The organism is Flavobacterium sp. AK-345, assembly GCF_058310175.1.
In genome coordinates, this window is record NZ_JBZEER010000001.1 from 542,803 (window position 1) to 566,192 (window position 23,390).

A 23,390-nucleotide genomic window follows, 5' to 3' on the forward strand; every position below is an offset into this window, starting at 1 on the left:
ACTCATAATTCAAAACTACTTTTTTACGTTAACTTTTATCGGAGCTTCATTTTTTAATGACATTACACCACTTGTAATCAAAGTGTCGCCTGCTTTTAATCCTGATAAAATTAAGATTGAAGCATCAGTTCTTGTTGTAGCGTCTACCATCACTTCTTTGGCCTTGCCCATATTTGCGATATAGACTTTTTTACCATCCTGTATTGGTACGATAGCCTCAGAAGGTACTACAATAGCATCTTTAATAATACTTAAAGGCAGTTTTACATCGGCAAATGTTCCGGGGAAAAGTTTTCCTTCAACATTATCTGCAATCGAGCGTATTTTTAAAGTACGGGTTGCGACTTCAACTTCCGGCTCAATGGCGTAAATTTTTGCAGTATATATTTTATCAGATCCCGAAACAGTAAAATCAATTATAGAACCTGATTTTACTTGCGAAGCATATTTTTCGGGAATAGAAAATGTGATTTTTAATTTTCCGGTATTAACCAATTTTGCAACCAAAATAGTTGGTGTAATATAAGTTCCCGGTGAAATAGAGCGCAAACCAATTTTTCCTGAAAAAGGAGCTTTCACAGAAGTTTTGGCAATTTGTGCTTTAATTAATTGTGTTTGAGCTTTCATCGATGCGTAATCTGCATTGGCAACATCAAACTCTTCCTGGCTTATAGCCTCTTTTTGCAAAAGTAATTTTGCTCTTCTTTCGTTTTCAGCGGCTAAACCTTCTTTTGTCTGTGCCTGCTTTAACTGAGCTCTTAATTCAATATCGTTTACCTTAAAAAGAACCTGACCTTTATTTACATATGTACCTTCAGTAAAATAAATTCCCTCAACAATTCCCGAAACTTCACTATGAATTTCTACTTGTTCATTGGCTTCAATAGATCCTGATAATGATAAATTATTATCAAAAGTTGAAGTTTGAACAACAATTCCGGTTACAGTTGTAGGTTTGTCTTTATCGCCGAATTTTTTAGATTCATCATTTTTACTTTTGTTAGACATCACTCTATAAGTGATAAACCCTCCGAGTACTATAATAATAAGGGCGTAAATTAGGTTTTTCAGTTTCATAAACTTGAGGTAAAGATATTTTTTTGGTGTTTTTAGTAGCTCGCAAATTTAACTTTTTGTATTGAAATCAAAAGGCGTTAGCTTTTATTTAACAATAAATTTAAACAGCTGTTTAATAGATTATTTGGGCAAACTTTTGCCTTTAGACTGGTTTTTTGATAAAAGGTTTAAACTGAATTTGATTTTTTTTCTGTTAAAGTTAACAATTTCTGGATAGTAAATGTTTAAAATATTTGTAGTCAATTGATTAGGTTTTGTGAATGGTTTATAATAATTCTAAACAAATATTTTTTTTGCATTTTGTATGATTTATTTTGCAGTTTATCGTTTTTATTTGTAACATTGATAAGCTTAAACAAAATTGTAGTTTTTTGTGAGAATATTAATGTTTTCTGCGGTTAAGTGTTAAGGTATGTAGGTTTTTTATCTAAATTTAAGTTAAAAAACTACTTTTTTAAAACTATTTAATTAACAAGTGTTTATTAATTGTTTGCTTTTTAGATAAAAAAACTACCCATTTATGAGAAGAAAAATACTCGTTGGTTTATGGATTTCGTTATTGTTTTGTGCTATTTCATTTTTGTTTTGGCAGAATGAAATAAAGTATACTTTGCCCACACCAATTCCTCAAAATTTCCACCAGATAGCAATAGGAAATAAAGTCGACTTAAAATGCTGTATCACTGATAACAGACCTGTTTTTATTCATTTTTTTAATCCAGATTGTCCATGTTCCCGATTTAATATTCCGCATGTAAGTGGATTGATTAAAAAGTACGGAGACCGGATTAATTTTAAAATTGTTGTACTGAATAAAAAAAAGAATTTTACCATAGAAGAAATTCAGAAGAAGTTTGATGCCAAAATCCCTGTCTATTTTGACAAAGAGATTGCCGAAAATTGTGGTGTTTTCTCGACTCCGCAAGCCGTTATCGTTGATCCGTCGCATAATTTGTATTATCGCGGAAATTACAATAAAACAAGATATTGTACTAATGCCGACAGTAATTATGCACAAATGGCATTAGAATCATTATTAAAGCAAACCAAAACTCCATCATTTGATGCTTTAGCTCTAAGAGCTTACGGATGTTCATTACCAAAATGTTCTAAATAAATCTAACCTTAACCAAAATTACCAAAATTATGAAAACAAAAGCCAGTTTAAACGAACAGGATTATTTGCACAGTTTTATGTCAACAATGACGCAAAAGTCTGATACTATTATCAATTATGTTCTTGCAGCCTATTTCTTTCTGGGAATTGGCCTTTCCTTTAAATACGACACCTTTGAAATTGGCGTAGGAGTTGGTACATTAAATTTGTTGATGTATTATTCTGCAAAACTTTTACTTAAAAAATCAAACTTTTACCAGTATGTTTTATCAGTTGTGCTGGCTATTTTTATGGCACAATACATTTACCAGATGCATGGTTTGTTTGAAATGCATTTTACAGTATTTATTGCCAGTACAATTCTTATTATTTATCAAAACTGGAAACTACAAATTCCGCTTACGCTTTTGGTTGTAATACATCACGCAGGTTTGGCTTATATGCAGAATTTTGTTTACCAGGATCCAAATGGTTTACAAGTCTATTTTTCGCAGGTAAATTTTGATATCGAAACGTTAATTATTCACGTAATATTAGCGGCCGTAGTATTTTTTATGAACGGTTATTGGGCTTATTATTTTAAAGAACACAGCCAGAATCATATTTCTAAAATATCTGACGAATACGAATTGGAAAACATCAAATTGGCTTCGGCAAAATACAGTTCACTTTCTGCAACTAACGAATACAATGATTTCGTTCACAGAACTACTTTAGATTTAAAACTTCCTGTAAGCTCTGTATTAAAATTGATTGATGTTTCTAAAGGACATACTGACAATGACCAATTGCTGAGCTACTTGGAAATGATGAGAGACAGTGCCAAAAAAATTGATGATTTGGTGAATGATATTCACGTAAAATCAACCAATAGCAGAGGTTAAAATTGAGTAGTTTCAATACTTCGACGATTTCCAAATCAATTTTAACTTAATCTTATTTTATGTCCAAACACGATTTTGAATCGGCAAATACTATGCTGACAGACTTAAAAAACTCTTTTGATGTTTTCTTAAAAAATGATGTTTCGTCAAAAACAGAATTTAAAACTGATTTTGGTAAAGAAGTTACTAAAATTTTTGACGAGAACCAGGATAATCCAAATGCAAAAAAATTAGATTTTCAGTATAAAAAAATCATTCAGATAGCAAACGATATTCAGCATTTAAAATCTGTAAATGATGATACTTTGCCTGACTGGCTGGAAGATGAACTGGAATCTGTTTTTAAAAAAATCAAAGACTTATTAAAGATTTTAGAAGAAGAACTTAATTAAAATAAAACGTAAGAAATATCATTTATACGTAAAAACGTAAGTACATATTAATTTTAAACACAAGATTTATGGATACCAGAATTACTCGCCCAACTCCATCTGATAGAGAAGTTGATTGGAATAAAACTAAAGTGTTACTAAGTAAAACAGATACAAAAGGAACCATTTTATATGCCAATGAAGCTTTTATCGACGTTTCTGGTTATGATGAATTTGAGCTGATCGGACAGCCGCACAACGTTATACGTCACCCGGATATGCCAAAAGTGATTTTCAAATTTTTATGGGATAGTATTAAATCAGGCAAAAATATTCATGCAATTATCAAAAACATGTCTAAAACAGGCAGATACTACTGGGTAATTACCGATTTTAAAATCATTGCCGATGAAGAAGGCGAAATTGTTGGATATTTTGGAACCAGAAAATCGGTACCCGAAACTATTATCATTAAATTTATAGAACCTTTGTACAAAAAACTAATACATATTGAAGAAGTTAGCGGAATAGGGGCTTCTGAAGATTATTTGACTGGTTTTCTTGAAGAACGCAAAAAAACATACATGGAGTATGTGGATCATCTGGTTGCAACAGGCAAAGACGACAAAAACAAAGTAAGCAAAGGCTTTTTTAATGGTTTTTTTGAAAAGAAAAACACAAAAAAATAATAGTAAATTATTTTGAAGATTAAAACATGACGGTGTACTTCATTGTATCGATAAATTATTCAACTTCAAATTTGCTCCCCAACAAATTTAAATCAGTCACCATGCGGTAAATGAATGTTTGATACAGTGAAGTATTTTTTTCTTTAGGCTCAAAGTGGCAAAGGCACAAAGGCACAAAGATATTGAGTACCTACGCTTTTAATTTTAAGTTTAAAATTAAACCTTTGTTCCTTTATACCTTTGCGCCTTTGTACCTTAACTAATATAATTCCAAATATTTTTCTTCTTCGTTAATTCTATAAAAACAGCTTTTAGGGTTGCATGTTCGGGTTTTTGGAGTGGTGCGTCATTTTTTAAAACCATCATGGCATAATTTCTGGCTAGTGCCAAAATATCACGATCACGAACAATATCAGCAATTTGCAGATTTAAAACACCGCTTTGCTGAGTTCCCATTAAATCTCCCGGACCGCGAAGTTTAAGATCGACTTCGGCAATTTCAAAACCATCGTTGGTTTGCACCATTGTTTCCATTCTCGTTTTACTGTCGGCACTTAATTTATGGCTTGTCATCAAAATACAATAACTCTGTTCGGCGCCACGACCCACGCGGCCACGCAGCTGGTGAAGCTGAGACAAACCAAAACGTTCGGCACTTTCGATAATCATAACACTGGCGTTGGGTACATTTACACCAACTTCAATCACGGTTGTTGCGACCATAATATTAGTTTTCCCTTCAGAAAAACGTTTCATTTCGGCATCCTTATCCGCAGGTTTCATTTTTCCGTGCAAGATTGAAATTGAATATTGAGGAAGCGGAAAATCACGTGAAATACTTTCGTAGCCATCCATCAAATCTTTAAAATCCATTTTTTCTGATTCCTGAATTAGCGGATAAACAATGTAAATTTGTCTTCCTTTTGCAATTTCATCTTTCAGGAATTTCCATACTTTCAATCGGTTACTGTCAAATCGATGAACCGTCTGAATTGGTTTTCTGCCGGGAGGCAATTCATCAATAACAGAAATATCCAGATCGCCATATAAACTCATCGCCAAAGTTCGGGGAATAGGCGTGGCAGTCATCACCAAAACATGTGGCGGAATATCATTTTTCTTCCATAGCTTAGAACGCTGTTCAACTCCAAAACGATGCTGTTCATCAATTACGGCCAAACCTAAATTTTTGAATTTTACTTTATCTTCCAACAAAGCATGCGTTCCAATCAAAATATGTAAACTGCCGTTTTCAAGTTCTTCATGAATTATTCTTCGGGCTGCTGTTTTGGTCGAACCTGTTAATATTTTTATGTTTAGGTTTAAAGTTGCAGCCAATTCTGATAAACCAATAAAATGCTGATTGGCAAGTATTTCTGTTGGTGCCATCAAACAAGCCTGAAACCCGTTATCGATTGCCAAAAGCATGCTTAAAAATGCCACAATTGTTTTTCCAGAACCTACATCGCCTTGTAATAATCGGTTCATTTGGGCGTTACTTCCCATATCAGAACGGATTTCCTTAACCACACGTTTTTGTGCATTTGTAAGTTCAAAAGGTAAATGATTCTGGTAGAATTCATTAAAAAATTCACCCACTTTTGTAAACGGATGTCCTTTTATTTTATGTTTTCTAATGAGGTTTTTGGTGATTAATTGCAATTGAATAAAAAACAATTCTTCAAATTTCAATCTAAATTGGGCTTTCGCCAAAGCCTCAGTGCTTTTTGGAAAATGAATATTGAATAAAGCAGCTTTTTTTGAAATCAGTTTTAATTCTTCGATTAAATAAGCTGGAAATGTTTCAGAAAATAATGCCTGAGTTTCAATAAACAATTGCTGCATTAATTTATTGATCGTTCGGTTCGAAATTCCACGATTTGTCAGTGTTTCTGTTGAAGGATAAACAGGCTGCATCGCAGAACGAAGACTTTTTTCATGCTCGCTTAACAACTCAATTTCCGGATGCGCCATACTAAACTGGCTTCCGTAAAGAGAACATTTTCCAAAAATTACACAAACTTCATTTAGTTTTAAACTCTCACGAATCCATTTATGTCCCTGAAACCAATTCAGGTCAATTTGTCCTGTATCATCAACGAAAGTGGCAACTAAACGTTTTTTATTTTTTGCAAATTCAACCGTTTTAATATTGATGATTTTTCCAATAATCTGAACTTCAGAGCCCGTGTTTTGCAGTTCATTTATTTTATAATAGCGCGTCCTGTCAATATATCTATTTGGGAAAAAATTAATCAAATCTCCATATTTATGAATGCCCAATTCCTTACGAAGCAACTGGCCACGGCTTGGGCCAACACCTTTTAAGTATTCGATTGGGGTTTCGAGGAGATTATTAGACATTTTTTAGACTTCTTAGATTTTAGTCCCGAAACTTCGGGATAGACTTTAGAAAATAGAAATTAAGAATATAGAGTATAGACAAAAGTCTTTACTCTATATTCTTTTCTCTTTAGGATAGCGAAGATAGATTTTAATTAGGAATTTTAAAAACGAATAATTAAAGAAAAAATGTAAGAAAAATATTGTATTATATTTTTTTATCGTATTATTGTAGGATTATTTATATTTTAAATTAACTATTAAACCTGCATCAAAATGAATAATAAAATTCTTTATTTACTAATTGTTTCATTCTTTTTGTTATCAAATTCAAATTTATCAGCTCAAAGTCAAAATATTACTATTTTATCAATAGAAAATTCAGACAGAAGTGTTGATTTATTATATGAAAAGAAAAATCCGGGAAGTTATACCTTAAACCTTGAATTTTCAAATTTAAACAATTGTAATGCGGCTACTTATGAAAAAGTAATAAGCGATGATTCAGGATTTATTATGAAACTTGAGCCAATAAATAAAGATCAGGATATTACTTATTCGATGCGATATTCTGCTACTTTAGGAGCTGTAAATCCAAAGATTGATAATTTATTTCGTTATATACTTCCTTTCAAAAATGGCAAAAAAATAAAAATATTTGAATCAGAATCTGTAGGTGAAAAATATTTTGGTTTGAAAAAGGCTGTAGATTGGAAATCGTATGCTGTAGCTTCAAATAAGCCGGATACAGTATATAGCATGAGAAAAGGTATAGTGGTTTTGATAGATAATCAATACAACGACAACTCTCTTTTAGACGCTCAATTTACTTCCAGAAGAAATCAAGTCGTGATAGAACATGAAGATGGAACTTTTGCAATGTATAAAGGTTTCCAAAAAGATGGAATCTTTGTAGAACTAGGACAGACAGTTAATGCACAGACTGAATTAGGAATAATTGAAAAATACAATAAGAAGGGCTATAGATTAGATTTTGATGTTTTTTATCTGTCTCAGGATATTTTAAACTCACAAAACAACCAATGTTCACCTGATGCTAAAAATACGTATCAATATTTTCCACCTGTTTTTTACACTCAGGAAGGAAGAAAGCGCTTAGAATCCGGTAAAGAATATACTGTCTTTTTAAATGAAAATATTTAACAGAGAATTTCAAAAACTGGTTAGAAAGAATCTATAAGAAAAAAATATTCTTTAAAGTGAAACTGTTTCTTTAATTGTTGCCAAAGTTTAAAAACTATATCTTTGAGTTTTAAATTTTGAAAAATGACAACACATTTAGCACTTCTGCGCGGAATCAACGTTTCGGGGCACAACATGATGAAAATGGAAGCTTTGAAAACAATGTTAGAAAATATTGGTTTTCAAAACGTGAGAACGTATCTACAATCCGGAAATGTTTTTGTAGAAAGCGAAGAAGAAGCTTCAAAAGTGGGATTTATGATCAAGCAGGAAATTTTTAAAGTTTTTGGACACGAAGTTCCTACGATTGTGATTACTAAAAAAGATTTGGAATTGTGTTTTGCAAACAATCCTTTTTTTAAAGAAAAAGATATAGATACTAAAAAACTCTATGTTGCTTTTGTGTCAACTGTTTTGAAAAAAGAAAACATAAATGACCTAAAAATCAGTCAGTTTAAACCTGATGAAGCAAGTATAGACGGCAACAGAATTTTTATTAAATATGAAATTGGAGCCGGAAAAACCAGATTAGAAGGTAAATATATTGAGAAAAAACTGAATGTTATAGTAACAATGAGAAATTGGAATACGGTTACGAATTTGCTTAAAATGTATGATGAAAATTAGAAAATGAGATAATTACAAAGCGTTCTAAAATTATCAAATTGACACATTTTCTAATTGTCTAATTTAGTTTTTAGGTATCAAATCGCAATACCAAAATCCAAAATTAAAAGGATCGTCTGTATTTGTATCGCAGGCTGTATTTGAAGTATCTTCATTTCCGGATTTTTCATATTTTCTATAAACAATTTCTCCAATTTCAAAATTTATGGGTTCTGAAAAAATAGGTCCGTCAAAAGTAAAAGTATGGAATTCGCCGTTTTCTCCGCATACATCGACATTATCGGGTAAATTATTGATGAAATCCTGATCGATAATTCGCCCCACAAAACTTTTATCTAAATAACGTTCGTTTACGCAAACTACAATAGTTCTAAATCCCAAAGCAATAAATTCCTGTATCAAATTTTGCGTTGGAATTTTCCAGATAGGAAAAACACCTTTAAAACCAATTTTAGCCAATTGATTTTCACGATATTTTCGTAAATCTTCAAGAAAAATATCTCCAAAAACAGAATGTGTAATTCCTTCGTTCTTTAATTCCGTTAAAGTTTCTGTCATTACATTTTCGTAAACTTCCATGGATGGCATTTCCGGAATCTGTAAAATTTTTAATGGAATTCCGATGCTCTTCGATTGTGATTCTAACAATTCGACCCGAACGCCATGCATTGAAATTCGTTGAAATTGTTGGTTTACGCTTGTTAAAAGATATTCGATCTTGTATTCAGGATTTTGAAGTATTTTATATAATGTAAGTGCAGAATCTTTACCGCTGCTCCAATTGAATATGGCTTTTTTTTGTTTTGACACGATGTTGTAATTTTCTATCGTAAACATACAAATTTCATTCGATTTGTTGATTAAACCTTTGTAACTTTGAATATTTATACGCCTATAATGACATTATTTCAAGATAAATATAAAACCAATTCAAATCGATTACAAAATTGGGATTATTCGAGTGAAGCCGTTTATTTTATTACGATAACTACAGAAGATCGTAAATGTATTTTTGGGTCTATTGTAGACGACAAAATGATTTTAAATAATGTTGGGCAAATTGTTGAAAATGAACTTTTAAAATCGATTAAAATTCGAAAAAATTGGTTTTTTCATAATTGGATTGTTATGCCAAATCATATTCATTTGTTGATTGAAATTCAAAATGAAAATGAAATTCAAAACCAAAACCAAAACGAAAACGAAATCGTAACCACAACGACAACCACAACGCATATCGTAGAGACGCACAGCAGTGCGTCTACGCCCGGCACATCGACAAAGATTGGGACAAACAACGAAACAAACAACGAAACAAACAACGAAACAAACAATGGAATAAACGTTGTGTCAAACGTTGCGGACACGCACTGCTGTGCGTCTCTACACATACAGGGCGTGGAAAAAACCGTTAATTATAGTGTAGATAAAACGATGAACCAGTATTTGCATCCAAATACAAATCAATCAAAATTATCCAGAAAATCAAATTCAATTTCATCTTTTGTTGCTATATTTAAATCGGTTACCACAAAACAAATAAATGATTTGTATAAAAACAGGCAAATTGCCAGCACAAATAACAAAAAAATATGGCAAACCAATTATCACGATTATATTGTTAGAAATCACAAACGATTTGAGACCATATATAATTATATAAAAGCAAATCCTAGATCTTGGGATACAGATTCTATAAATTCAAAATTTCAATGAAATACATCCTACTATTATTTACCACTTTCATATTTGCACAACAAACCCAATTTGTCGATTTTAAATCGGTAAACGGACAATTGAAATTAGATGCCAAAGAAAAATCTGTTTCAGGATCTGTAGATTATGAATTTGAGGTTCTTAAACCTTTAGATACCATAAAATTAGATGCTAAAAATATGGAATTTTCTAAGGTTGCAATCAACCAAAAAGAGGTAATTTATGTTAATACAGGAAAACAATTGCAAATTATTTACAATTTTGAAAAAGGGCAAAATCATCTGACTTTTGATTATGTTGTAAAACCAAAACAGGCTTTGTATTTTGTAGCTATCGAAAATGCTGAAGTTCAAATCTGGACACAAGGGCAGGGAAGATACACCAGCAATTGGTTTCCGAGCTTTGATGATGTAAATGAAAAATTGATTTTTAATCTTGGAATTACTTATAATAAAGAGTATCAGGTTGTTTCAAATGGAGTTTTGAAAGATAAATCGTCAAGCGGAGATTTAGTTCATTGGCAATACCAGATGAAAAATCCAATGAGTTCTTATTTATTGATGCTTGCCATTGGAAAATATGACAAGAAAGAATTGATTGCGAAATCTAAAATTCCGTTAGAATATTATCTGGAAAATAAGGACGTAAACCGTTTTGAACCTACATACAGATATTCGAAACGTATTTTTGATTTTTTAGAAAAAGAAATAGGGGTCAGTTATCCATGGGAAATTTACAGAGAAATTCCGGTTCGCGATTTTCTATATGCGGGAATGGAAAACACAACTGCAACACTCTTTGCAACCCGTTATGTAGTTGATTCAATTGGTTTTGAAGACCGAAATTATACTAATGTTGACGCGCATGAATTGGCACATCATTGGTTTGGAGATTTAATAACAGCGGAAAGCAGCACACATCATTGGCTGCAAGAAGGTTTTGCAACCTATTATGCTGCTTTGGCCGAAAGGGAAATTTATGGTGATGACTATTTTTACTCGAAATTATACTACACAGCCCAACAAATAAAATTTGCTTCGAGAACTGACACAATTCCAGTTTTGAATGCCAAAGCGAGCTCGCTTACTTTTTATGAAAAAGGTGCCTGGGCTTTGTTTGTTTTACATGAATCTATTGGCGATAAAGCATTTAAGAAGGCCGTAAAAAGTTATTTAAAAAAATATGCATATCAAAATGTGAATACTCAAAACTTCTTTGATGAAATTAAAAAGGTTTCGAATTTTGACCTCGTTCAGTTTCAAAAAACCTGGTTAGAATCTACTGTTTTTGATACTCCTGCAGCAAATGCTTTGTTGAGTAAAAATAAAGCAATTCAAATTCGGTTAGAAGTTGATAAATTGAAAAAAACGCCAATAGCCGAAAAGCTTGATTTTTTAAGAAATACTCTGAAATCAGATGTTTATTATGCGGTTAAAGAAGCAATTGTTGATCAGTTAGAAAATGAAAAATTTGAAGCAAAGAAAGAACTTTTACTTTTGGCTTTACAAACCAATAATATACAAATTCGACAGGCTGTTGCGACTACTTTAACCAAAATCCCGGAAGAATTTAGATCAGAATATGAAACTTTATTAAATGATAAATCATATCAAACGCAGGAAATTGCTTTGTATTGGCTATGGAAAAACTTTCCGGATCATCGCACTGCTTACTTAGATAAATCGAAAAACTGGATAGGCTTTAATGATTATAATCTTCGTACCATGTGGCTTTCATTGGTATTATCAACTCCGGATTATGCTCCTAATTCAGAAGATTTAATTGCTGAACTAATTTCGTTTTCATCTAATAAATATGAAGCCACAACACGACAAAATGCTCTTGAAAAATTAATCGCATTTAAAATAATTAACGATCAGGTTCTCTGTAATTTGGTTAGTTCTACAACGCATCATATGTGGCAATTTTCGAAATTTGGAAGAGACACGATTCGATTTTTATTAAAAAAACCTGAAATGCGTGCTTCATTTGATAGAATTTTACCTAATTTGACCCCCGATGAACAGTTTCAATTGAATCGTTTGTTGAAAGAGTAAGAAAGGATAGAAGCAAGAATAAAGAAGAAAGAAAATAGATTTTGCGAATAGCTTATAGTCTTTGTTCTGGGCTCTTAAAATCTATTTTCTCAAAAAGCCCAAAAACAAAATAATACCTACATTAAATTTATGAGAGCATTGGTTATTTCAGGTGGTGGCAGCAAAGGCGCATTTGCCGGCGGAGTTGCACAATATTTAATAGAAGAAAAAAATCACGAATACGATTTGTTTCTGGGAACTTCAACAGGAAGTTTGCTGATTCCGCATTTAGCCTTGGGGCATATTAAAAAAATTCACTCTGTTTATACCAATGTTACCATGTCAAGTATTTTTAATATTTGTCCTTTTGTGGTTAAAAACAAAGATGGCGTTGATATTGTAACAATAAACCACTTTAATGTTTTGCGTCAGTTTTTTAAAGGGAAAAGAACATTTGGCGAAAGCAAAGGTTTAAGGAAATACATTAAGAATAATTTTAGTCTTACTGATTTTAATAAGCTGAAAAAACTAAATAATGATGTAATTATTACGGTAACCAATTTTACTAAAAACGAATCAGAATATAAATCTATAAAAGATTGTAGTTATGAAGAGTTTTGCGACTGGTCGTGGATTTCGAGTAATTATGTTCCTTTTATGAGTTTAGTTGAAAAGGACAATTGTGAATATGGTGATGGAGGATTTTCTAGTTTGGTTCCTATTCGCGAAGCTATTAACCGCGGAGCTACTGAAATTGATGTAATTATTTTGGAAACCGAAGTAAATATGGATAAAACCGTTATTGGTAAAAATCCGTTTTCGTTAATGATTGATTTGTTCCGAATTGCCCTGGATCAGGTAGAGAAACATGACATTGCTATAGGAAAACTTATGGCAAACAACAAAAATGTGAAGCTTAACTTATATTACACGCCCACAAAATTAACTGATAATGCCCTTATTTTTAATAAAGAAGTGATGAAAGAATGGTGGGAGCAAGGTTATGAATATGCTCAGAATAAGTCTGAAGTTATGAGTGATAATAGGTAATTTTAGATTTTTTCGATAGTTCTATCAAATTAAAAACAGCAGGTTGTATGAGAAAAATTATTATTAGCGGAACATTTATAATTTTGGTTTTTCTTAGTTGTCAAAAAAAAAGTAATGATTATAATTTGCCCAAACGTGAAGATATCAATTCAATAATTAAAACAGTAATTTTGGATGATAGTCTAGGGATATCTAGGAATTTCAATAGTAAAACACAGATAACTTTTTGCGCAGATTTGCAAAAATTAGAAATAGTTTCCTGGGATATAAAAAAAAGTAAGTTACCACCAAAATCATTACCAAATTCTAAATTGATCCAGGATTTCATTGGATTCCCCGACTTGCCGAAAAAACATTTCTTCTTTTCTCAATTAGATTCTTCTTATTTAAAATTTCAAAATAAAAATTTAAGTAGCTTTAAATTAGAGAAAAATATTTTTGAAAAGATAAATATTGCATCATTCACTCAGCTGAACCAAGATGTAAATGCGAAGGAATATTTTAGTTTTTACTATTCCACAATTCCAATTGTTTCATTAAATGGAAAAAGAGCCTTTGTTCAACTAACTCTGGTATGTTCAGGGTTATGTGGAGAAGGTTATGATATATTTTTAGAAAAAATAAATGGAAAATGGAAGATTGTAAAATTTAAGCGAGACTGGGTCAGTTAAATATATGAAATTTTGAAAGATTGAATTAAAACTATTCAACTTTTTAAATTATATTTTACCAAAGATCTGCAACCTCATTCTTAATATAGCCCAAAGCAGCATTACTAGGAGATTGTTTCTCTAATAAATCATTCAAAATCACTTCACGTAATTTATCTGCGCTGTCAACACGGTCGCTCATTGCAGCTTTACGAATAATTTGAATTGTTGAGTTTTTAGCTGTTGTGATGATTGTCCAACATTCATCAGACATGTAAATTTGCTGTGTTAAATTGTGCTCGAATTCTTGTTCGATTTGGTCGATTACGAAGTTTTCATAATCGTGTTTTTCGTTTGATATTGGTGCAACTCTAATCAATAATTTTGTTAGGTTGATACGCTCTAAATATAAAGTCATACGTTCGTAAGCCTGTAAACGTATTGGTAATGATTGTTTCTGATATTCTTTATTTAATAAAAAAGCGCGTTTTCTATCGTTGTTTTTAATATGTAATTCAAAAAAACTGTATGCTACAAATCCTGTCACGATGGCAGGTAGAGTATAACTTGCTAATTCTATAATTCTTGTAAAATCCATTTGAATAATTTTTCAACAAAAATATACTTTTTGATGAGAAAACAACATTATTTTTATTGTAATAAATGAAACGGAAGTCTACTTTTGTGCACAATTCTTTAAACCTGCTGAAACCCAATATAAATGGAATCATACATCATTATTTTACTTTGTTTAGCTGCTTTTGCAGCAGGATTTATTGATGCCATTGTAGGCGGCGGGGGATTAATCCAAACACCAATGGGATTGATTTTATTGCCAAATTTGCCTGTTTCTACCGTTATTGGAACTTTAAAATTACCTGCTTTTACCGGAACTGCTTTTGCAGCTTTTCAATATTTGAAAAAAGTAGTGATTCAATGGAAATTACTATTAATCATGATGTGTTTGGCGGTTCCATCTGCGTTTTTAGGTTCTACGATTTTGACGATGGTAAGTAATGATTTTATGAAGCCATTATTACTTGTGGTTTTGTCTTTGTTGTTTGTTTACACTTACGCAAAGAAAAATTTTGGTCAACATGTCGAAAAAGACCATTCGGCCACAACTCAGATAATTTATGCGGTTGTAATTAGTATAATCGTCGGTTTTTATGATGGCTTTATTGGTCCCGGAACAGGAAGTTTTTTTGTAGTTGCTTTTATCGCGCTTTTAGGCTTTGATTTTCTGCATGCTTCTGCGAATGCAAAAATGGTAAATCTTGCCACTAATTTTGGTTCGATTTGCTTGTTTATGATAAAAGGAAAAATCATTTGGTCAATAGCAATTCCGATGGCAATTAGTAACGGACTAGGAGGATGGCTTGGTGCAAAACTAGCCATTAATAAAGGAAATAGTTTTATTAGAATCTTCTTTTTAGTTGTGGTAATTGGAACTTTGATACGTTTTGCTTATGATGTGTTTTTTAAATAAGCTTGTGAATGCGTAAGTTTAAAAGTTTTTTTAGTATTTAATATCATTTAATTAAATTATATTTGCTAGATAATAGCAATTTTAAGTATCATAAAATGATAGAAATAGTTGAAAATTACGAGAATTACATTAATAGTCTACCTGAACTTATAAATAAATCTTACTATAAAGCTGATTTTTTTATTCAAAAACTTGGGTTGAAACATGCTACATACTATCGAAAACTAAAATCTAAAAATTTCACACATCAAGAGGTAAAGCTAATTACAGCATTGTTATTTCCTGAAGAAATTTTGATTCAACAGCTTGAAAAAAGTGAAGAAGATATTAAAGCAGGAAGAACAATAGATTTCTCAGATTTTAAAGAAAAACTAAGAACTAAGTATAATATCTAAATTTATTGGATTTCTTTTATTATCCCAAAAAAGTACAATATAAATTATTTGAAGTTCGATTTTGTAAAATAAATAGACTTGGCTTGATATTAAGAATTTTCTATAGGTAGTTTTTTTATATTTAGAGCCAATTTGACTGTTTTGTTCAATCATATGCAAAGTTGAAATGGTTTTTTCAGAAAAAGAAGCTGCTTTAGTTTCAGAGTATTTATTAATTATTTCAGAATAAGTTTCTTCAGCGATTTTTGTAATTTCTATTTTCATTTTTCATTTCGTAAGTTTTGCAAATATAGAATTATTTTAATATTACAGATTTTTCTCTCAAATTTAAAAACTAATTGTTTGAACTTAGCCCCGATAGAGACGGTATCCTCGCAGTGAAACGGAGAGATATAGCCGAAAGCGGGAACTATGTTTATTAAAATGCCTATTGTTCTGCTTCGGAATAAAAAAAATAGCATTCCAGAACTCAGAATCTTAAGAAAAAAAAACTTAGCAACTCAGAACTTTAGCATCTTAGAACCTTTCATTTACATCTTAGGAACTTTCTTTTTTAATTCTTATTTTTGCATTAAAAGGAGAAAAATTTCATGCAAAAATATATTGACCAGCTCAACGAAGCGCAACGAGAACCCGTTTTAAAGAAAGATGGGCCAATGATTATTATTGCTGGTGCAGGATCTGGAAAAACCCGTGTTTTAACAATTAGAATTGCTTATTTAATGGCGCAGGGTGTTGATGCATTCAACATTTTATCACTTACTTTTACGAATAAAGCAGCCCGTGAAATGAAACACAGGATTTCGGATATTGTGGGTGCAACTGAGGCTAAGAACTTATGGATGGGAACTTTTCACTCGATTTTTGCCCGTATACTCCGCTCAGAATCAGATCATTTGGGTTATCCTTCCAATTTTACAATTTACGATTCACAGGATTCGGCGAGACTTATTTCTTCGATTATTAAGGAAATGCAGCTGGATCGTGATATTTATAAACCAAAACAGATTTTAGGCCGAATTTCGAGTTATAAAAACAGCTTGATTACGGTAAAAGCCTATTTTAATAATCCTGAACTTGTTGAAGCCGATGCAATGGCAAAAAGACCAAGATTGGGTGAGATTTACCAGCAATATGTAGAGCGCTGTTTTAAAGCCGGTGCGATGGATTTTGATGATTTATTATTGAAAACCAATGAATTGCTGACTCGTTTTCCAGAAGTTTTGGCGAAATATCAAAATCGTTTCCGTTATATTTTGGTTGATGAGTACCAGGATACAAATCATTCTCAGTATTTGATTGTTAGGGCTTTATCAGATAAATTTCAGAATATTTGTGTGGTTGGAGATGATGCCCAGAGTATTTATGCTTTCCGCGGCGCGAACATTAATAATATCCTGAATTTTCAAAAGGATTATGAAGGTGTTGTAATGTTTCGTTTGGAACAAAATTACCGCTCAACCCGAAATATCGTTGAAGCGGCAAACACTATCATGGAGCATAATAAAACCAAACTGGATAAAGTAGTTTGGACGGCGAATGATTTTGGTGCAAAAATTAAAGTTCATCGTAGTTTGACCGATGCCGAGGAAGGACGTTTTGTAGCGAGTACCATTTTTGAACAGAAAATGCAAAATCAGCTTCATAACGGAGCTTTTGCAATTTTGTATCGTACTAATGCTCAGTCGCGTGCGATGGAAGATGCTTTAAGAAAACGTGATATTCCGTATAGAATTTATGGCGGATTGTCTTTTTATCAACGTAAAGAAATCAAGGATGTTTTGTGCTATTTGCGTTTGATAATTAATCCGAAAGATGAAGAAGCGTTGATTCGTGTGATCAATTATCCGGCGCGTGGAATTGGAGATACAACTGTTGAAAAACTAACTATTGCTGCCAATCATTACAAACGCTCGATTTGGGAAGTAATGGTGAATATTGATAAAATTGATTTGAAACTGAACACGGGAACAAAAAATAAATTGAATGATTTTGTGACGATGATTCAGAGTTTTCAGGTAATCAATGAAAATCAGGATGCTTTTTATATTACAGATCATGTGGCTAAAAAAACAGGTCTGGTTCAGGAATTAAAGAAAGATGCTACTCCGGAAGGAATGGCAAAAATTCAGAATATTGAAGAACTTTTAAATGGTATAAAAGATTTTACTGAAGGACAAAGAGAAATTGACGGAGCAAGAGGAGCACTTTCTGAATTTATGGAAGATGTGGCACTTGCTACTGATTTAGATAAAGATACAAGTGACGAGGATCGTGTTGCGTTAATGACAATTCACCTTGCAAAGGGACTTGAATTTCCGCATGTATTTGTAGTGGGTATGGAAGAAGATTTGTTTCCGAGTGCGATGAGTATGAGTACAAGAAGTGAATTGGAAGAAGAACGTCGTTTGTTTTATGTAGCTTTGACCCGTGCGGAGCATCAGGCGTATTTAACTTACGCACAATCTCGTTATCGTTGGGGAAAACTGACAGACAGCGAACCGTCTCGTTTTATTGAAGAAATTGATCCGCAATATTTAGAATACTTAACGCCTGCAGAAAGTAATTACCGTTATAAACCAATGATTGACGGTGATATTTTTGGTGATGTTGATAAATCAAAATTGCGATTGGCAAAACCGGTTGGTGGAACTCCGCCAAAACACATTACGGATAACGAACCAAAACCGGATTTGAATATTCGAAAACTAAAACCTGTTGCTGGAAATGCGCCAACTTCTACCGGTGCAAATTTATTCGACAGTAAATTAACGGTTGGAAATGTTGTTATGCATGAACGTTTTGGAAAAGGTGAAGTTGTTAATCTTGAAGGTGTTGGAGCTGATAAAAAAGCTGAAATAAAATTTGAGGTTGGCGGAATTAAAAAGCTATTGCTGCGATTTGCAAAGTTGGATGTTATAGGGTAAAAAAAGTTTCAAGTTTCAAGTTTCAGGTTGCTTGACTTTGAACATAAATTTAACCGCAAAGTTCGCAAAGATTTACGCAAATAAATTAAGCTGTGTTTTACTTTAAAGTTCACAAAGCTTTGTGTGCTTTGCATAAATCTTTGCGAACTTTGCGGTTAAACGGACTTGGATAAACTTGAACCTGAAACCAGAAACAAAATTAAATTTTAAACAAAATTAAAAATGGCCGAATTTATAAAAATATATCCTGATAAACCTAGTGAAGCTGCAATTGCAAAGGTTGTAAAAGTGCTTAAAAATGGAGGTTTGGTAATTTATCCAACAGATACTGTTTACGGTTTGGGCTGCGATATTACCAATTCTCGTGCTTTGGAGAAAATCGCAAAAATTAAAGGAGTGAAGTTAGAAAAAGCAAATTTTTCATTCATTTGTCATGACTTGAGTAATTTATCAGATTATGTGCGTCAGATTGATACTTCTACTTTTAAAATTTTAAAAAGAGCTTTGCCAGGACCTTATACATTTATTTTACCCGGTAATAATAATTTACCAAAAGAATTTAAAAAGAAAACTACTGTTGGTATTCGTGTTCCTGATAATAATATTGCTTTGGAAATTGTTCGCCAATTAGGAAATCCAATTGTTTCGACTTCTATTCGTGATGAAGATGATGTAATTGAATACACAACAGATCCTGAGTTAATTTTTGAGAAGTGGCAAAATCTTGTAGATATGGTAATTGATGGTGGTTATGGGGATAATGTTGGTTCGACAATTATAGATTTATCCGAACATGAACCGGTTATTGTAAGAGAAGGGAAGGGCGATATCGATATTTTGTAAAAAAATACTGAAATAGTATAATTATTTAAAATATTTAACTAATTTTAGGATAGTTAAAATTTAGTTAGTTAATTTAAAAATAATGCTATTCTTAATTAACATTTAATTGGTTATTAAAAAAAGTTAAGAGTAAAATAAAAGCAGGTCAATTGACCTGCTTTTTGTATATTCTATAAAATGAAAAGCCAGATTATTTAGCTTGTTTTTTCATTTCTTTTTCAATCATATCGTAGAATTGATCGATTTTTGGCATAACAACAATACGAGTTCTTCTGTTACGTGCTTTGTTTTCAGGAGTATCGTTTGCAACTAATGGAATGTATGAACTTCTACCAGCAGCAATTAATTTTGCAGGGTTAACACCAAGGTCATTTGTTAATACACGAACGATAGAAGTAGAACGTTTAACACTTAAATCCCAGTTGTCTAACAAAACTCCGTTGCTTTTGTAAGGAACGTTATCTGTGTGACCTTCAACCATACATTCAAAATCAGGTTTGTCATTTACAACTTTTGCAACTTTAGCTAAAACGCCTTTTGCTGCATCAGTTACGTCATAACTTCCACTTTTAAATAACAATTTATCAGCGATAGAGATGAATACAACTCCTTTTTCAACATTGATTTCGATATCCGGATCGTTGATTCCAACTGCACCTTTTAAACTTGTAACTAATGCTAAAGTTACACTGTCTTTTTTAGTAAGCGCATCTTGAAGTCTAGAGATTTTTAAATCTTTTTCTTTTAAGCTTTCTAAAGATTTTTCAAGGTTTTCAGCACCTTTTGTAGTTAAAACTGTTAAATCTTTCGAGCTGTTAATTAAGTCTTGATTGTGTGCTTTATAACTTTCAGCTGTTGCTGCTAATCCTGCTTTTTCTTCTAGACAAGAATTTAATTTAACTGTGCAAGAGTTTAATAAATCTTGTGTCTCTTTTTGTTTAGCTTCAAGCGCCGCATATTCCTTTTTCGATACACACGAAGTTAAGGCCATTAATACTGATAGTGCGATAACTATTTTTCTCATAGGTATTATATTTAATTAAACGTTGATTACAAATTTAGTTTTTAATATTTTGATTACTGTTAAAGATTTCCTTAAATACAGTCAATTTCTTAATGTAATACAAGTAAACGATACTTTTTACGGTATAGTATTGCTGTATCTGAAAATCTTTTCGCTCGCGTAAATATTTTAAAGATATACAATAAAATGAAAAATGAGCTCTTAAAATAGCAAAAGTATGTTTAAATTTTCCTTGTGTAAGAAAACGGATAGCCGCAATACCATCCAAAATCATTCGGAAGAAAATCACAAAAAACAAACCCTTTTTGGGTAAATTTTTGACTAACATCAATAGTGAATTTCTGAAATTCAAAAATGTTTTTTTAGGGTTTCCTTGTTGTAATGTAGCACCTCCAACATGATAAACAACAGATTGTGAATTGTATTTAATTATATGACCTTCATTTGCAGCGCGCCAGCATAAATCAATTTCTTCCTGATGTGCAAAAAAAGTTTCATCAAATCCTTTTAATTCGTCATAGACCTCTTTTCTGATAAAAAAACAAGCTCCGGATGCCCAGAATAATTCACAATTATCATCGTATTGACCGTTGTCTTTCTCAAGCGTATCAAAAATTCTTCCACGACAAAATGGAAAACCATATTTGTCTATAAAACCACCTGCTGCACCGGCATATTCAAAATATTCCTTGTTTTTAAAATCCAGGATTTTAGGCTGAATGATAGCGGTTTGTTTTTCAGAATCAAAGGTATCAATAATAGGTTTTAGCCAATTTTCTGTTACTTCAATATCAGAATTAACTAAGGCATAAATTTCTGCATTTACCTCTTTAAGGGCATCATTGTAGCCTTTTGCAAAACCGTGATTACCGCTGTTTTTTATGATTTTTATTGTTGGAAAATTTTGCCTGACAAAATCTATCGAATTATCTGTAGAAGCATTATCTGCAACATATATAGTGGCTTCCTCTGAAAATTGAATTATTGAAGGTAAAAATTGTTCCAACAATTTTACTCCGTTCCAATTTAAAATGACAACAGCTATTTTATCCAAAAGTATTTTTTTATTATTTAGTAAATTTCTTTATAATCCGGTAAAGACTTTAAAAACTCATATTTTTCGTTTTCAAAATCCATCTGACAATAATAATGAGTCAGACCGTTTGTGACTTTCAAAAATCGTGCCTGCATTGTCATATTGTAACGGGCAATTTGATCAAAAGTTGCCTGAGATATTTTTACTTCTGGAGCTTTGCACTCTACCAATATATGTATAGAACCATCCGAATTAAATACTACAACATCATATCGTTTTCGTAATCCATTGATTGTTAAAACTTTCTCTACGTTTATGAGCGATTTTGGGTATTTTTTTTCATTCATTAAGTAATGAACAACATGTTGGCGAACCCATTCTTCGGGAGTAAGAATGATAAATTTTTTCCTGATTTCATCAAAAATAGACACTTTATTTTCGCTATTTTTGAATCGGAAAGTATAAGTAGGGAAATTTAGCTTTAACATAAAGCAAAAATATAAAAATGGTTTCAGGTTTCAAGTTTAAAGTTTCAAGTATTGAAGCTATAAACCTGAAACTTTAAACCTGAAACAAAATTTTGAATGGACGAAGTTGTAAAAATTGTTAATGATATAAAGGCAGGAAATATAAAACCAATTTATTTTTTAATGGGCGAGGAGCCTTATTATATTGATAAATTATCTGAATATATTGAACAAAATGTACTTTCTGAAGAAGAGAAAGGATTCAATCAGACTGTTTTATACGGAAGGGATGTTTCTGTAGAAGATATAGTTTCAACGGCCAAGCGCTATCCTATGATGGCTGATCGTCAAGTTGTTATAGTAAAAGAAGCACAAGATTTATCCAGAACAATTGATAAAATTGAATCGTATGTAAATAATCCGATGGAAACAACGGTTTTGGTTTTTTGCTACAAATATAAAACGCTTGACAAACGTAAAAAAGTTACCAAATTACTAGCCCAAAACGGAATTGTTTACGAAAGTAAAAAACTGTACGAAAATCAGGTTGGTGATTGGATTAAGCGCGTACTTGCAGGAAAAAAATATACAATTGACCCAAAAGCAAATGCCATGCTGGTAGAATTCTTAGGTACTGATTTAAGTAAAATCAACAATGAACTGGAGAAACTTCAGATCATTTTGCCGCAAGGAATGATGATTACACCACAGCATATTGAAGAAAATATTGGTTTTAGTAAAGATTACAATGTTTTTGAATTGAGAAAAGCAATTGGTGAACGCAATCAATTGAAAGCCTATAAAATTGCAGAAAATTTTGCCCATAATCCCAAAGAATATCCTTTGGTAATGACAACCGGACTAGTTTTTGGATTTTTTGTTCAGCTTTTAAAATACCATGGACTTAAAGATAAAAATCCTAAAAACGTAGCGGCGGCAATTGGCGTAAATCCTTATTTTTTAAAGGAATATGATTTGGCAATTAAAAATTATCCGATGCGAAAAGTGAGTCAGATTGTTGGGGCTTTGCGTGATGTAGATGTTAAAAGTAAAGGAGTAGGAGCAAATGCTTTACCACAATCAGATTTACTAAAAGAAATGCTTTACAAAATATTTAATTAAGCCGTTAAAATTCACGATATTTGCCTTTCTAAAAATTTTACTACTTAAAAATAATAATTACACAATTATGGGAATGAATAAAAATACCGTTTTAGGATGGGCTACTTTTATAATGATACTTATGGGATTGTTGCTTATAGGTCTTGGCGCTTTTAGATACAGAGATGTTTCTGGCTGGGGATTTGTAGCAGTAGGTGTTGGTTTTTTTGCTAATGCCTGGGTTTTTAATGCATTAAAAGGTAGAGTCTAAAAAAAATATTAATTGCAAAAAATCAATTGCAATATACAATCAATAGAAAATAATTAATTAAAATAAAAACAAAC

The 23,390-nt window shown here is 31.8% G+C and carries 24 protein-coding genes; 16 read left to right on the forward strand and 8 right to left on the reverse strand.

Annotated elements, in window-relative coordinates:
* Positions 1–15: 15 nt before the first annotated feature.
* A complete protein-coding gene (locus AC4FQ3_RS02500; RefSeq protein ID WP_302096050.1) occupies positions 16–1,077 on the reverse strand; it encodes an efflux RND transporter periplasmic adaptor subunit in 1,062 nt (353 codons plus the stop codon).
* A 520-nt stretch (positions 1,078–1,597) separates the two neighbouring features.
* Here AC4FQ3_RS02500 and AC4FQ3_RS02505 point away from each other — a divergent pair.
* The 4 genes from AC4FQ3_RS02505 (at position 1,598) to AC4FQ3_RS02520 (ending at position 4,138) form a co-directional block, all read left to right on the forward strand.
* Positions 1,598–2,194: a TlpA family protein disulfide reductase gene (locus tag AC4FQ3_RS02505; protein ID WP_042567071.1), complete on the forward strand. Its 597-nt coding sequence runs from the start codon at positions 1,598–1,600 to the stop codon at positions 2,192–2,194.
* Between the two features lie 29 nt (positions 2,195–2,223).
* Positions 2,224–3,078, forward strand: coding sequence for a hypothetical protein (locus tag AC4FQ3_RS02510; protein WP_491180744.1), 855 nt, complete (start codon positions 2,224–2,226; stop codon positions 3,076–3,078).
* Positions 3,079–3,137: 59 nt separating this feature from the next.
* Positions 3,138–3,470: a hypothetical protein gene (locus AC4FQ3_RS02515; RefSeq protein WP_042567069.1), complete on the forward strand. Its 333-nt coding sequence runs from the start codon at positions 3,138–3,140 to the stop codon at positions 3,468–3,470.
* A gap of 68 nt (positions 3,471–3,538) precedes the next feature.
* Entirely contained in the window at positions 3,539–4,138 is a 600-nt protein-coding gene (locus AC4FQ3_RS02520; protein ID WP_491180745.1) for a PAS domain-containing protein, read from the forward strand.
* Between the two features lie 255 nt (positions 4,139–4,393).
* Here the strand turns inward: AC4FQ3_RS02520 and recG are convergent, their stop codons facing one another.
* A complete protein-coding gene (gene recG, locus AC4FQ3_RS02525) occupies positions 4,394–6,502 on the reverse strand; it encodes an ATP-dependent DNA helicase RecG (RefSeq protein ID WP_491180746.1) in 2,109 nt (702 codons plus the stop codon).
* Between the two features lie 255 nt (positions 6,503–6,757).
* Here recG and AC4FQ3_RS02530 point away from each other — a divergent pair, with 255 nt between their 5' ends.
* Together AC4FQ3_RS02530 and AC4FQ3_RS02535 are read left to right on the forward strand one after the other, a co-directional pair.
* On the forward strand, positions 6,758–7,645 hold the full coding sequence (locus AC4FQ3_RS02530) for a hypothetical protein (RefSeq protein ID WP_491180747.1): 888 nt from the start codon (positions 6,758–6,760) through the stop codon (positions 7,643–7,645).
* 123 nt (positions 7,646–7,768) lie between these two features.
* The gene (locus AC4FQ3_RS02535) at positions 7,769–8,311 is read left to right on the forward strand and encodes a DUF1697 domain-containing protein (protein WP_491180748.1); all 543 of its coding nucleotides are present in this window, start codon (positions 7,769–7,771) and stop codon (positions 8,309–8,311) included.
* Positions 8,312–8,374: 63 nt separating this feature from the next.
* Here AC4FQ3_RS02535 and AC4FQ3_RS02540 read toward each other — a convergent pair whose 3' ends face one another.
* Positions 8,375–9,148 (reverse strand): Dph6-related ATP pyrophosphatase, encoded by a 774-nt coding sequence (locus AC4FQ3_RS02540; RefSeq protein ID WP_491180749.1) that lies wholly within the window; start codon positions 9,146–9,148, stop codon positions 8,375–8,377.
* Between the two features lie 60 nt (positions 9,149–9,208).
* Here AC4FQ3_RS02540 and AC4FQ3_RS02545 point away from each other — a divergent pair, with 60 nt between their 5' ends.
* The 4 genes from AC4FQ3_RS02545 (at position 9,209) to AC4FQ3_RS02560 (ending at position 13,784) form a co-directional block, all read left to right on the forward strand.
* Positions 9,209–10,027, forward strand: coding sequence for a transposase (locus AC4FQ3_RS02545; protein WP_491180750.1), 819 nt, complete (start codon positions 9,209–9,211; stop codon positions 10,025–10,027).
* Positions 10,024–12,084, forward strand: coding sequence for a M1 family metallopeptidase (locus AC4FQ3_RS02550; RefSeq protein ID WP_491180751.1), 2,061 nt, complete (start codon positions 10,024–10,026; stop codon positions 12,082–12,084). The genes AC4FQ3_RS02545 and AC4FQ3_RS02550 overlap by 4 nt, the downstream gene beginning before the upstream one ends.
* Before the next feature lie 129 nt (positions 12,085–12,213).
* On the forward strand, positions 12,214–13,113 hold the full coding sequence (locus AC4FQ3_RS02555; protein ID WP_302096061.1) for a patatin-like phospholipase family protein: 900 nt from the start codon (positions 12,214–12,216) through the stop codon (positions 13,111–13,113).
* Between the two features lie 47 nt (positions 13,114–13,160).
* Positions 13,161–13,784, forward strand: a complete 624-nt coding sequence (locus AC4FQ3_RS02560) for a hypothetical protein (RefSeq protein WP_491180752.1) — start codon at positions 13,161–13,163, stop codon at positions 13,782–13,784.
* Positions 13,785–13,839: 55 nt separating this feature from the next.
* Here AC4FQ3_RS02560 and AC4FQ3_RS02565 read toward each other — a convergent pair whose 3' ends face one another.
* Positions 13,840–14,361 carry a DUF7935 family protein gene (locus AC4FQ3_RS02565; protein ID WP_491180753.1) on the reverse strand — a complete coding sequence of 174 codons (522 nt, stop codon included), beginning with the start codon at positions 14,359–14,361 and terminating at the stop codon, positions 13,840–13,842.
* 123 nt (positions 14,362–14,484) lie between these two features.
* Here AC4FQ3_RS02565 and AC4FQ3_RS02570 point away from each other — a divergent pair, with 123 nt between their 5' ends.
* Both AC4FQ3_RS02570 and AC4FQ3_RS02575 read left to right on the forward strand, forming a co-directional pair.
* Complete coding sequence (locus tag AC4FQ3_RS02570; RefSeq protein ID WP_491180754.1) at positions 14,485–15,252, forward strand: sulfite exporter TauE/SafE family protein; 768 nt, start codon at positions 14,485–14,487, stop codon at positions 15,250–15,252.
* Between the two features lie 95 nt (positions 15,253–15,347).
* Positions 15,348–15,647 (forward strand): hypothetical protein, encoded by a 300-nt coding sequence (locus AC4FQ3_RS02575; RefSeq protein ID WP_042567060.1) that lies wholly within the window; start codon positions 15,348–15,350, stop codon positions 15,645–15,647.
* Here AC4FQ3_RS02575 and AC4FQ3_RS02580 read toward each other — a convergent pair.
* Positions 15,624–15,911, reverse strand: a complete 288-nt coding sequence (locus AC4FQ3_RS02580) for a type II toxin-antitoxin system RelE/ParE family toxin (protein ID WP_042567059.1) — start codon at positions 15,909–15,911, stop codon at positions 15,624–15,626. The genes AC4FQ3_RS02575 and AC4FQ3_RS02580 overlap by 24 nt on opposite strands.
* A 326-nt stretch (positions 15,912–16,237) precedes the next feature.
* Between AC4FQ3_RS02580 and AC4FQ3_RS02585 the strand changes: the two genes are divergently transcribed.
* Positions 16,238–18,574, forward strand: a complete 2,337-nt coding sequence (locus AC4FQ3_RS02585) for an ATP-dependent helicase (protein ID WP_042567058.1) — start codon at positions 16,238–16,240, stop codon at positions 18,572–18,574.
* Between the two features lie 222 nt (positions 18,575–18,796).
* Positions 18,797–19,417, forward strand: a complete 621-nt coding sequence (locus AC4FQ3_RS02590) for an L-threonylcarbamoyladenylate synthase (protein WP_042567057.1) — start codon at positions 18,797–18,799, stop codon at positions 19,415–19,417.
* 190 nt (positions 19,418–19,607) lie between these two features.
* On the opposite strand, the gene AC4FQ3_RS02595 is transcribed toward AC4FQ3_RS02590, so the two are convergent.
* The 3 genes from AC4FQ3_RS02595 to AC4FQ3_RS02605 are packed head-to-tail and all read right to left on the reverse strand — an operon-like array spanning position 19,608 to position 21,965.
* Entirely contained in the window at positions 19,608–20,441 is an 834-nt protein-coding gene (locus tag AC4FQ3_RS02595; RefSeq protein ID WP_042567056.1) for an OmpA/MotB family protein, read from the reverse strand.
* A gap of 34 nt (positions 20,442–20,475) precedes the next feature.
* Positions 20,476–21,495 (reverse strand): glycosyltransferase family 2 protein, encoded by a 1,020-nt coding sequence (locus AC4FQ3_RS02600; RefSeq protein WP_491180755.1) that lies wholly within the window; start codon positions 21,493–21,495, stop codon positions 20,476–20,478.
* A 17-nt stretch (positions 21,496–21,512) separates the two neighbouring features.
* The gene (locus AC4FQ3_RS02605; RefSeq protein ID WP_302096067.1) at positions 21,513–21,965 is read right to left on the reverse strand and encodes a type I restriction enzyme HsdR N-terminal domain-containing protein; all 453 of its coding nucleotides are present in this window, start codon (positions 21,963–21,965) and stop codon (positions 21,513–21,515) included.
* A gap of 96 nt (positions 21,966–22,061) precedes the next feature.
* Between AC4FQ3_RS02605 and holA the strand changes: the two genes are divergently transcribed.
* Both holA and AC4FQ3_RS02615 read left to right on the forward strand, forming a co-directional pair.
* On the forward strand, positions 22,062–23,066 hold the full coding sequence (holA, locus tag AC4FQ3_RS02610) for a DNA polymerase III subunit delta (protein ID WP_491180756.1): 1,005 nt from the start codon (positions 22,062–22,064) through the stop codon (positions 23,064–23,066).
* A 67-nt stretch (positions 23,067–23,133) separates the two neighbouring features.
* Positions 23,134–23,316 (forward strand): CAL67264 family membrane protein, encoded by a 183-nt coding sequence (locus AC4FQ3_RS02615; RefSeq protein ID WP_035666747.1) that lies wholly within the window; start codon positions 23,134–23,136, stop codon positions 23,314–23,316.
* Positions 23,317–23,390 lie beyond the last annotated feature (74 nt).

Coding starts and splice junctions, on each gene's coding strand:
- AC4FQ3_RS02575 (WP_042567060.1), top strand. CDS start 15,348: ATGATAGAAATAGTTGAAAATTACGAGAATTACATTAATAGTCTACCT.
- AC4FQ3_RS02555 (WP_302096061.1), top strand. CDS start 12,214: ATGAGAGCATTGGTTATTTCAGGTGGTGGCAGCAAAGGCGCATTTGCC.
- AC4FQ3_RS02580 (WP_042567059.1), bottom strand. CDS start 15,911: ATGAAAATAGAAATTACAAAAATCGCTGAAGAAACTTATTCTGAAATA.
- AC4FQ3_RS02570 (WP_491180754.1), top strand. CDS start 14,485: ATGGAATCATACATCATTATTTTACTTTGTTTAGCTGCTTTTGCAGCA.
- AC4FQ3_RS02585 (WP_042567058.1), top strand. CDS start 16,238: ATGCAAAAATATATTGACCAGCTCAACGAAGCGCAACGAGAACCCGTT.
- AC4FQ3_RS02520 (WP_491180745.1), top strand. CDS start 3,539: ATGGATACCAGAATTACTCGCCCAACTCCATCTGATAGAGAAGTTGAT.
- AC4FQ3_RS02510 (WP_491180744.1), top strand. CDS start 2,224: ATGAAAACAAAAGCCAGTTTAAACGAACAGGATTATTTGCACAGTTTT.
- recG (WP_491180746.1), bottom strand. CDS start 6,502: ATGTCTAATAATCTCCTCGAAACCCCAATCGAATACTTAAAAGGTGTT.
- AC4FQ3_RS02550 (WP_491180751.1), top strand. CDS start 10,024: ATGAAATACATCCTACTATTATTTACCACTTTCATATTTGCACAACAA.
- AC4FQ3_RS02565 (WP_491180753.1), bottom strand. CDS start 14,361: ATGGATTTTACAAGAATTATAGAATTAGCAAGTTATACTCTACCTGCC.
- AC4FQ3_RS02545 (WP_491180750.1), top strand. CDS start 9,209: ATGACATTATTTCAAGATAAATATAAAACCAATTCAAATCGATTACAA.
- AC4FQ3_RS02535 (WP_491180748.1), top strand. CDS start 7,769: ATGACAACACATTTAGCACTTCTGCGCGGAATCAACGTTTCGGGGCAC.
- AC4FQ3_RS02500 (WP_302096050.1), bottom strand. CDS start 1,077: ATGAAACTGAAAAACCTAATTTACGCCCTTATTATTATAGTACTCGGA.
- AC4FQ3_RS02605 (WP_302096067.1), bottom strand. CDS start 21,965: ATGTTAAAGCTAAATTTCCCTACTTATACTTTCCGATTCAAAAATAGC.
- AC4FQ3_RS02530 (WP_491180747.1), top strand. CDS start 6,758: ATGAATAATAAAATTCTTTATTTACTAATTGTTTCATTCTTTTTGTTA.
- AC4FQ3_RS02505 (WP_042567071.1), top strand. CDS start 1,598: ATGAGAAGAAAAATACTCGTTGGTTTATGGATTTCGTTATTGTTTTGT.
- AC4FQ3_RS02540 (WP_491180749.1), bottom strand. CDS start 9,148: ATGTTTACGATAGAAAATTACAACATCGTGTCAAAACAAAAAAAAGCC.
- holA (WP_491180756.1), top strand. CDS start 22,062: ATGGACGAAGTTGTAAAAATTGTTAATGATATAAAGGCAGGAAATATA.
- AC4FQ3_RS02560 (WP_491180752.1), top strand. CDS start 13,161: ATGAGAAAAATTATTATTAGCGGAACATTTATAATTTTGGTTTTTCTT.
- AC4FQ3_RS02615 (WP_035666747.1), top strand. CDS start 23,134: ATGGGAATGAATAAAAATACCGTTTTAGGATGGGCTACTTTTATAATG.
- AC4FQ3_RS02515 (WP_042567069.1), top strand. CDS start 3,138: ATGTCCAAACACGATTTTGAATCGGCAAATACTATGCTGACAGACTTA.
- AC4FQ3_RS02595 (WP_042567056.1), bottom strand. CDS start 20,441: ATGAGAAAAATAGTTATCGCACTATCAGTATTAATGGCCTTAACTTCG.
- AC4FQ3_RS02590 (WP_042567057.1), top strand. CDS start 18,797: ATGGCCGAATTTATAAAAATATATCCTGATAAACCTAGTGAAGCTGCA.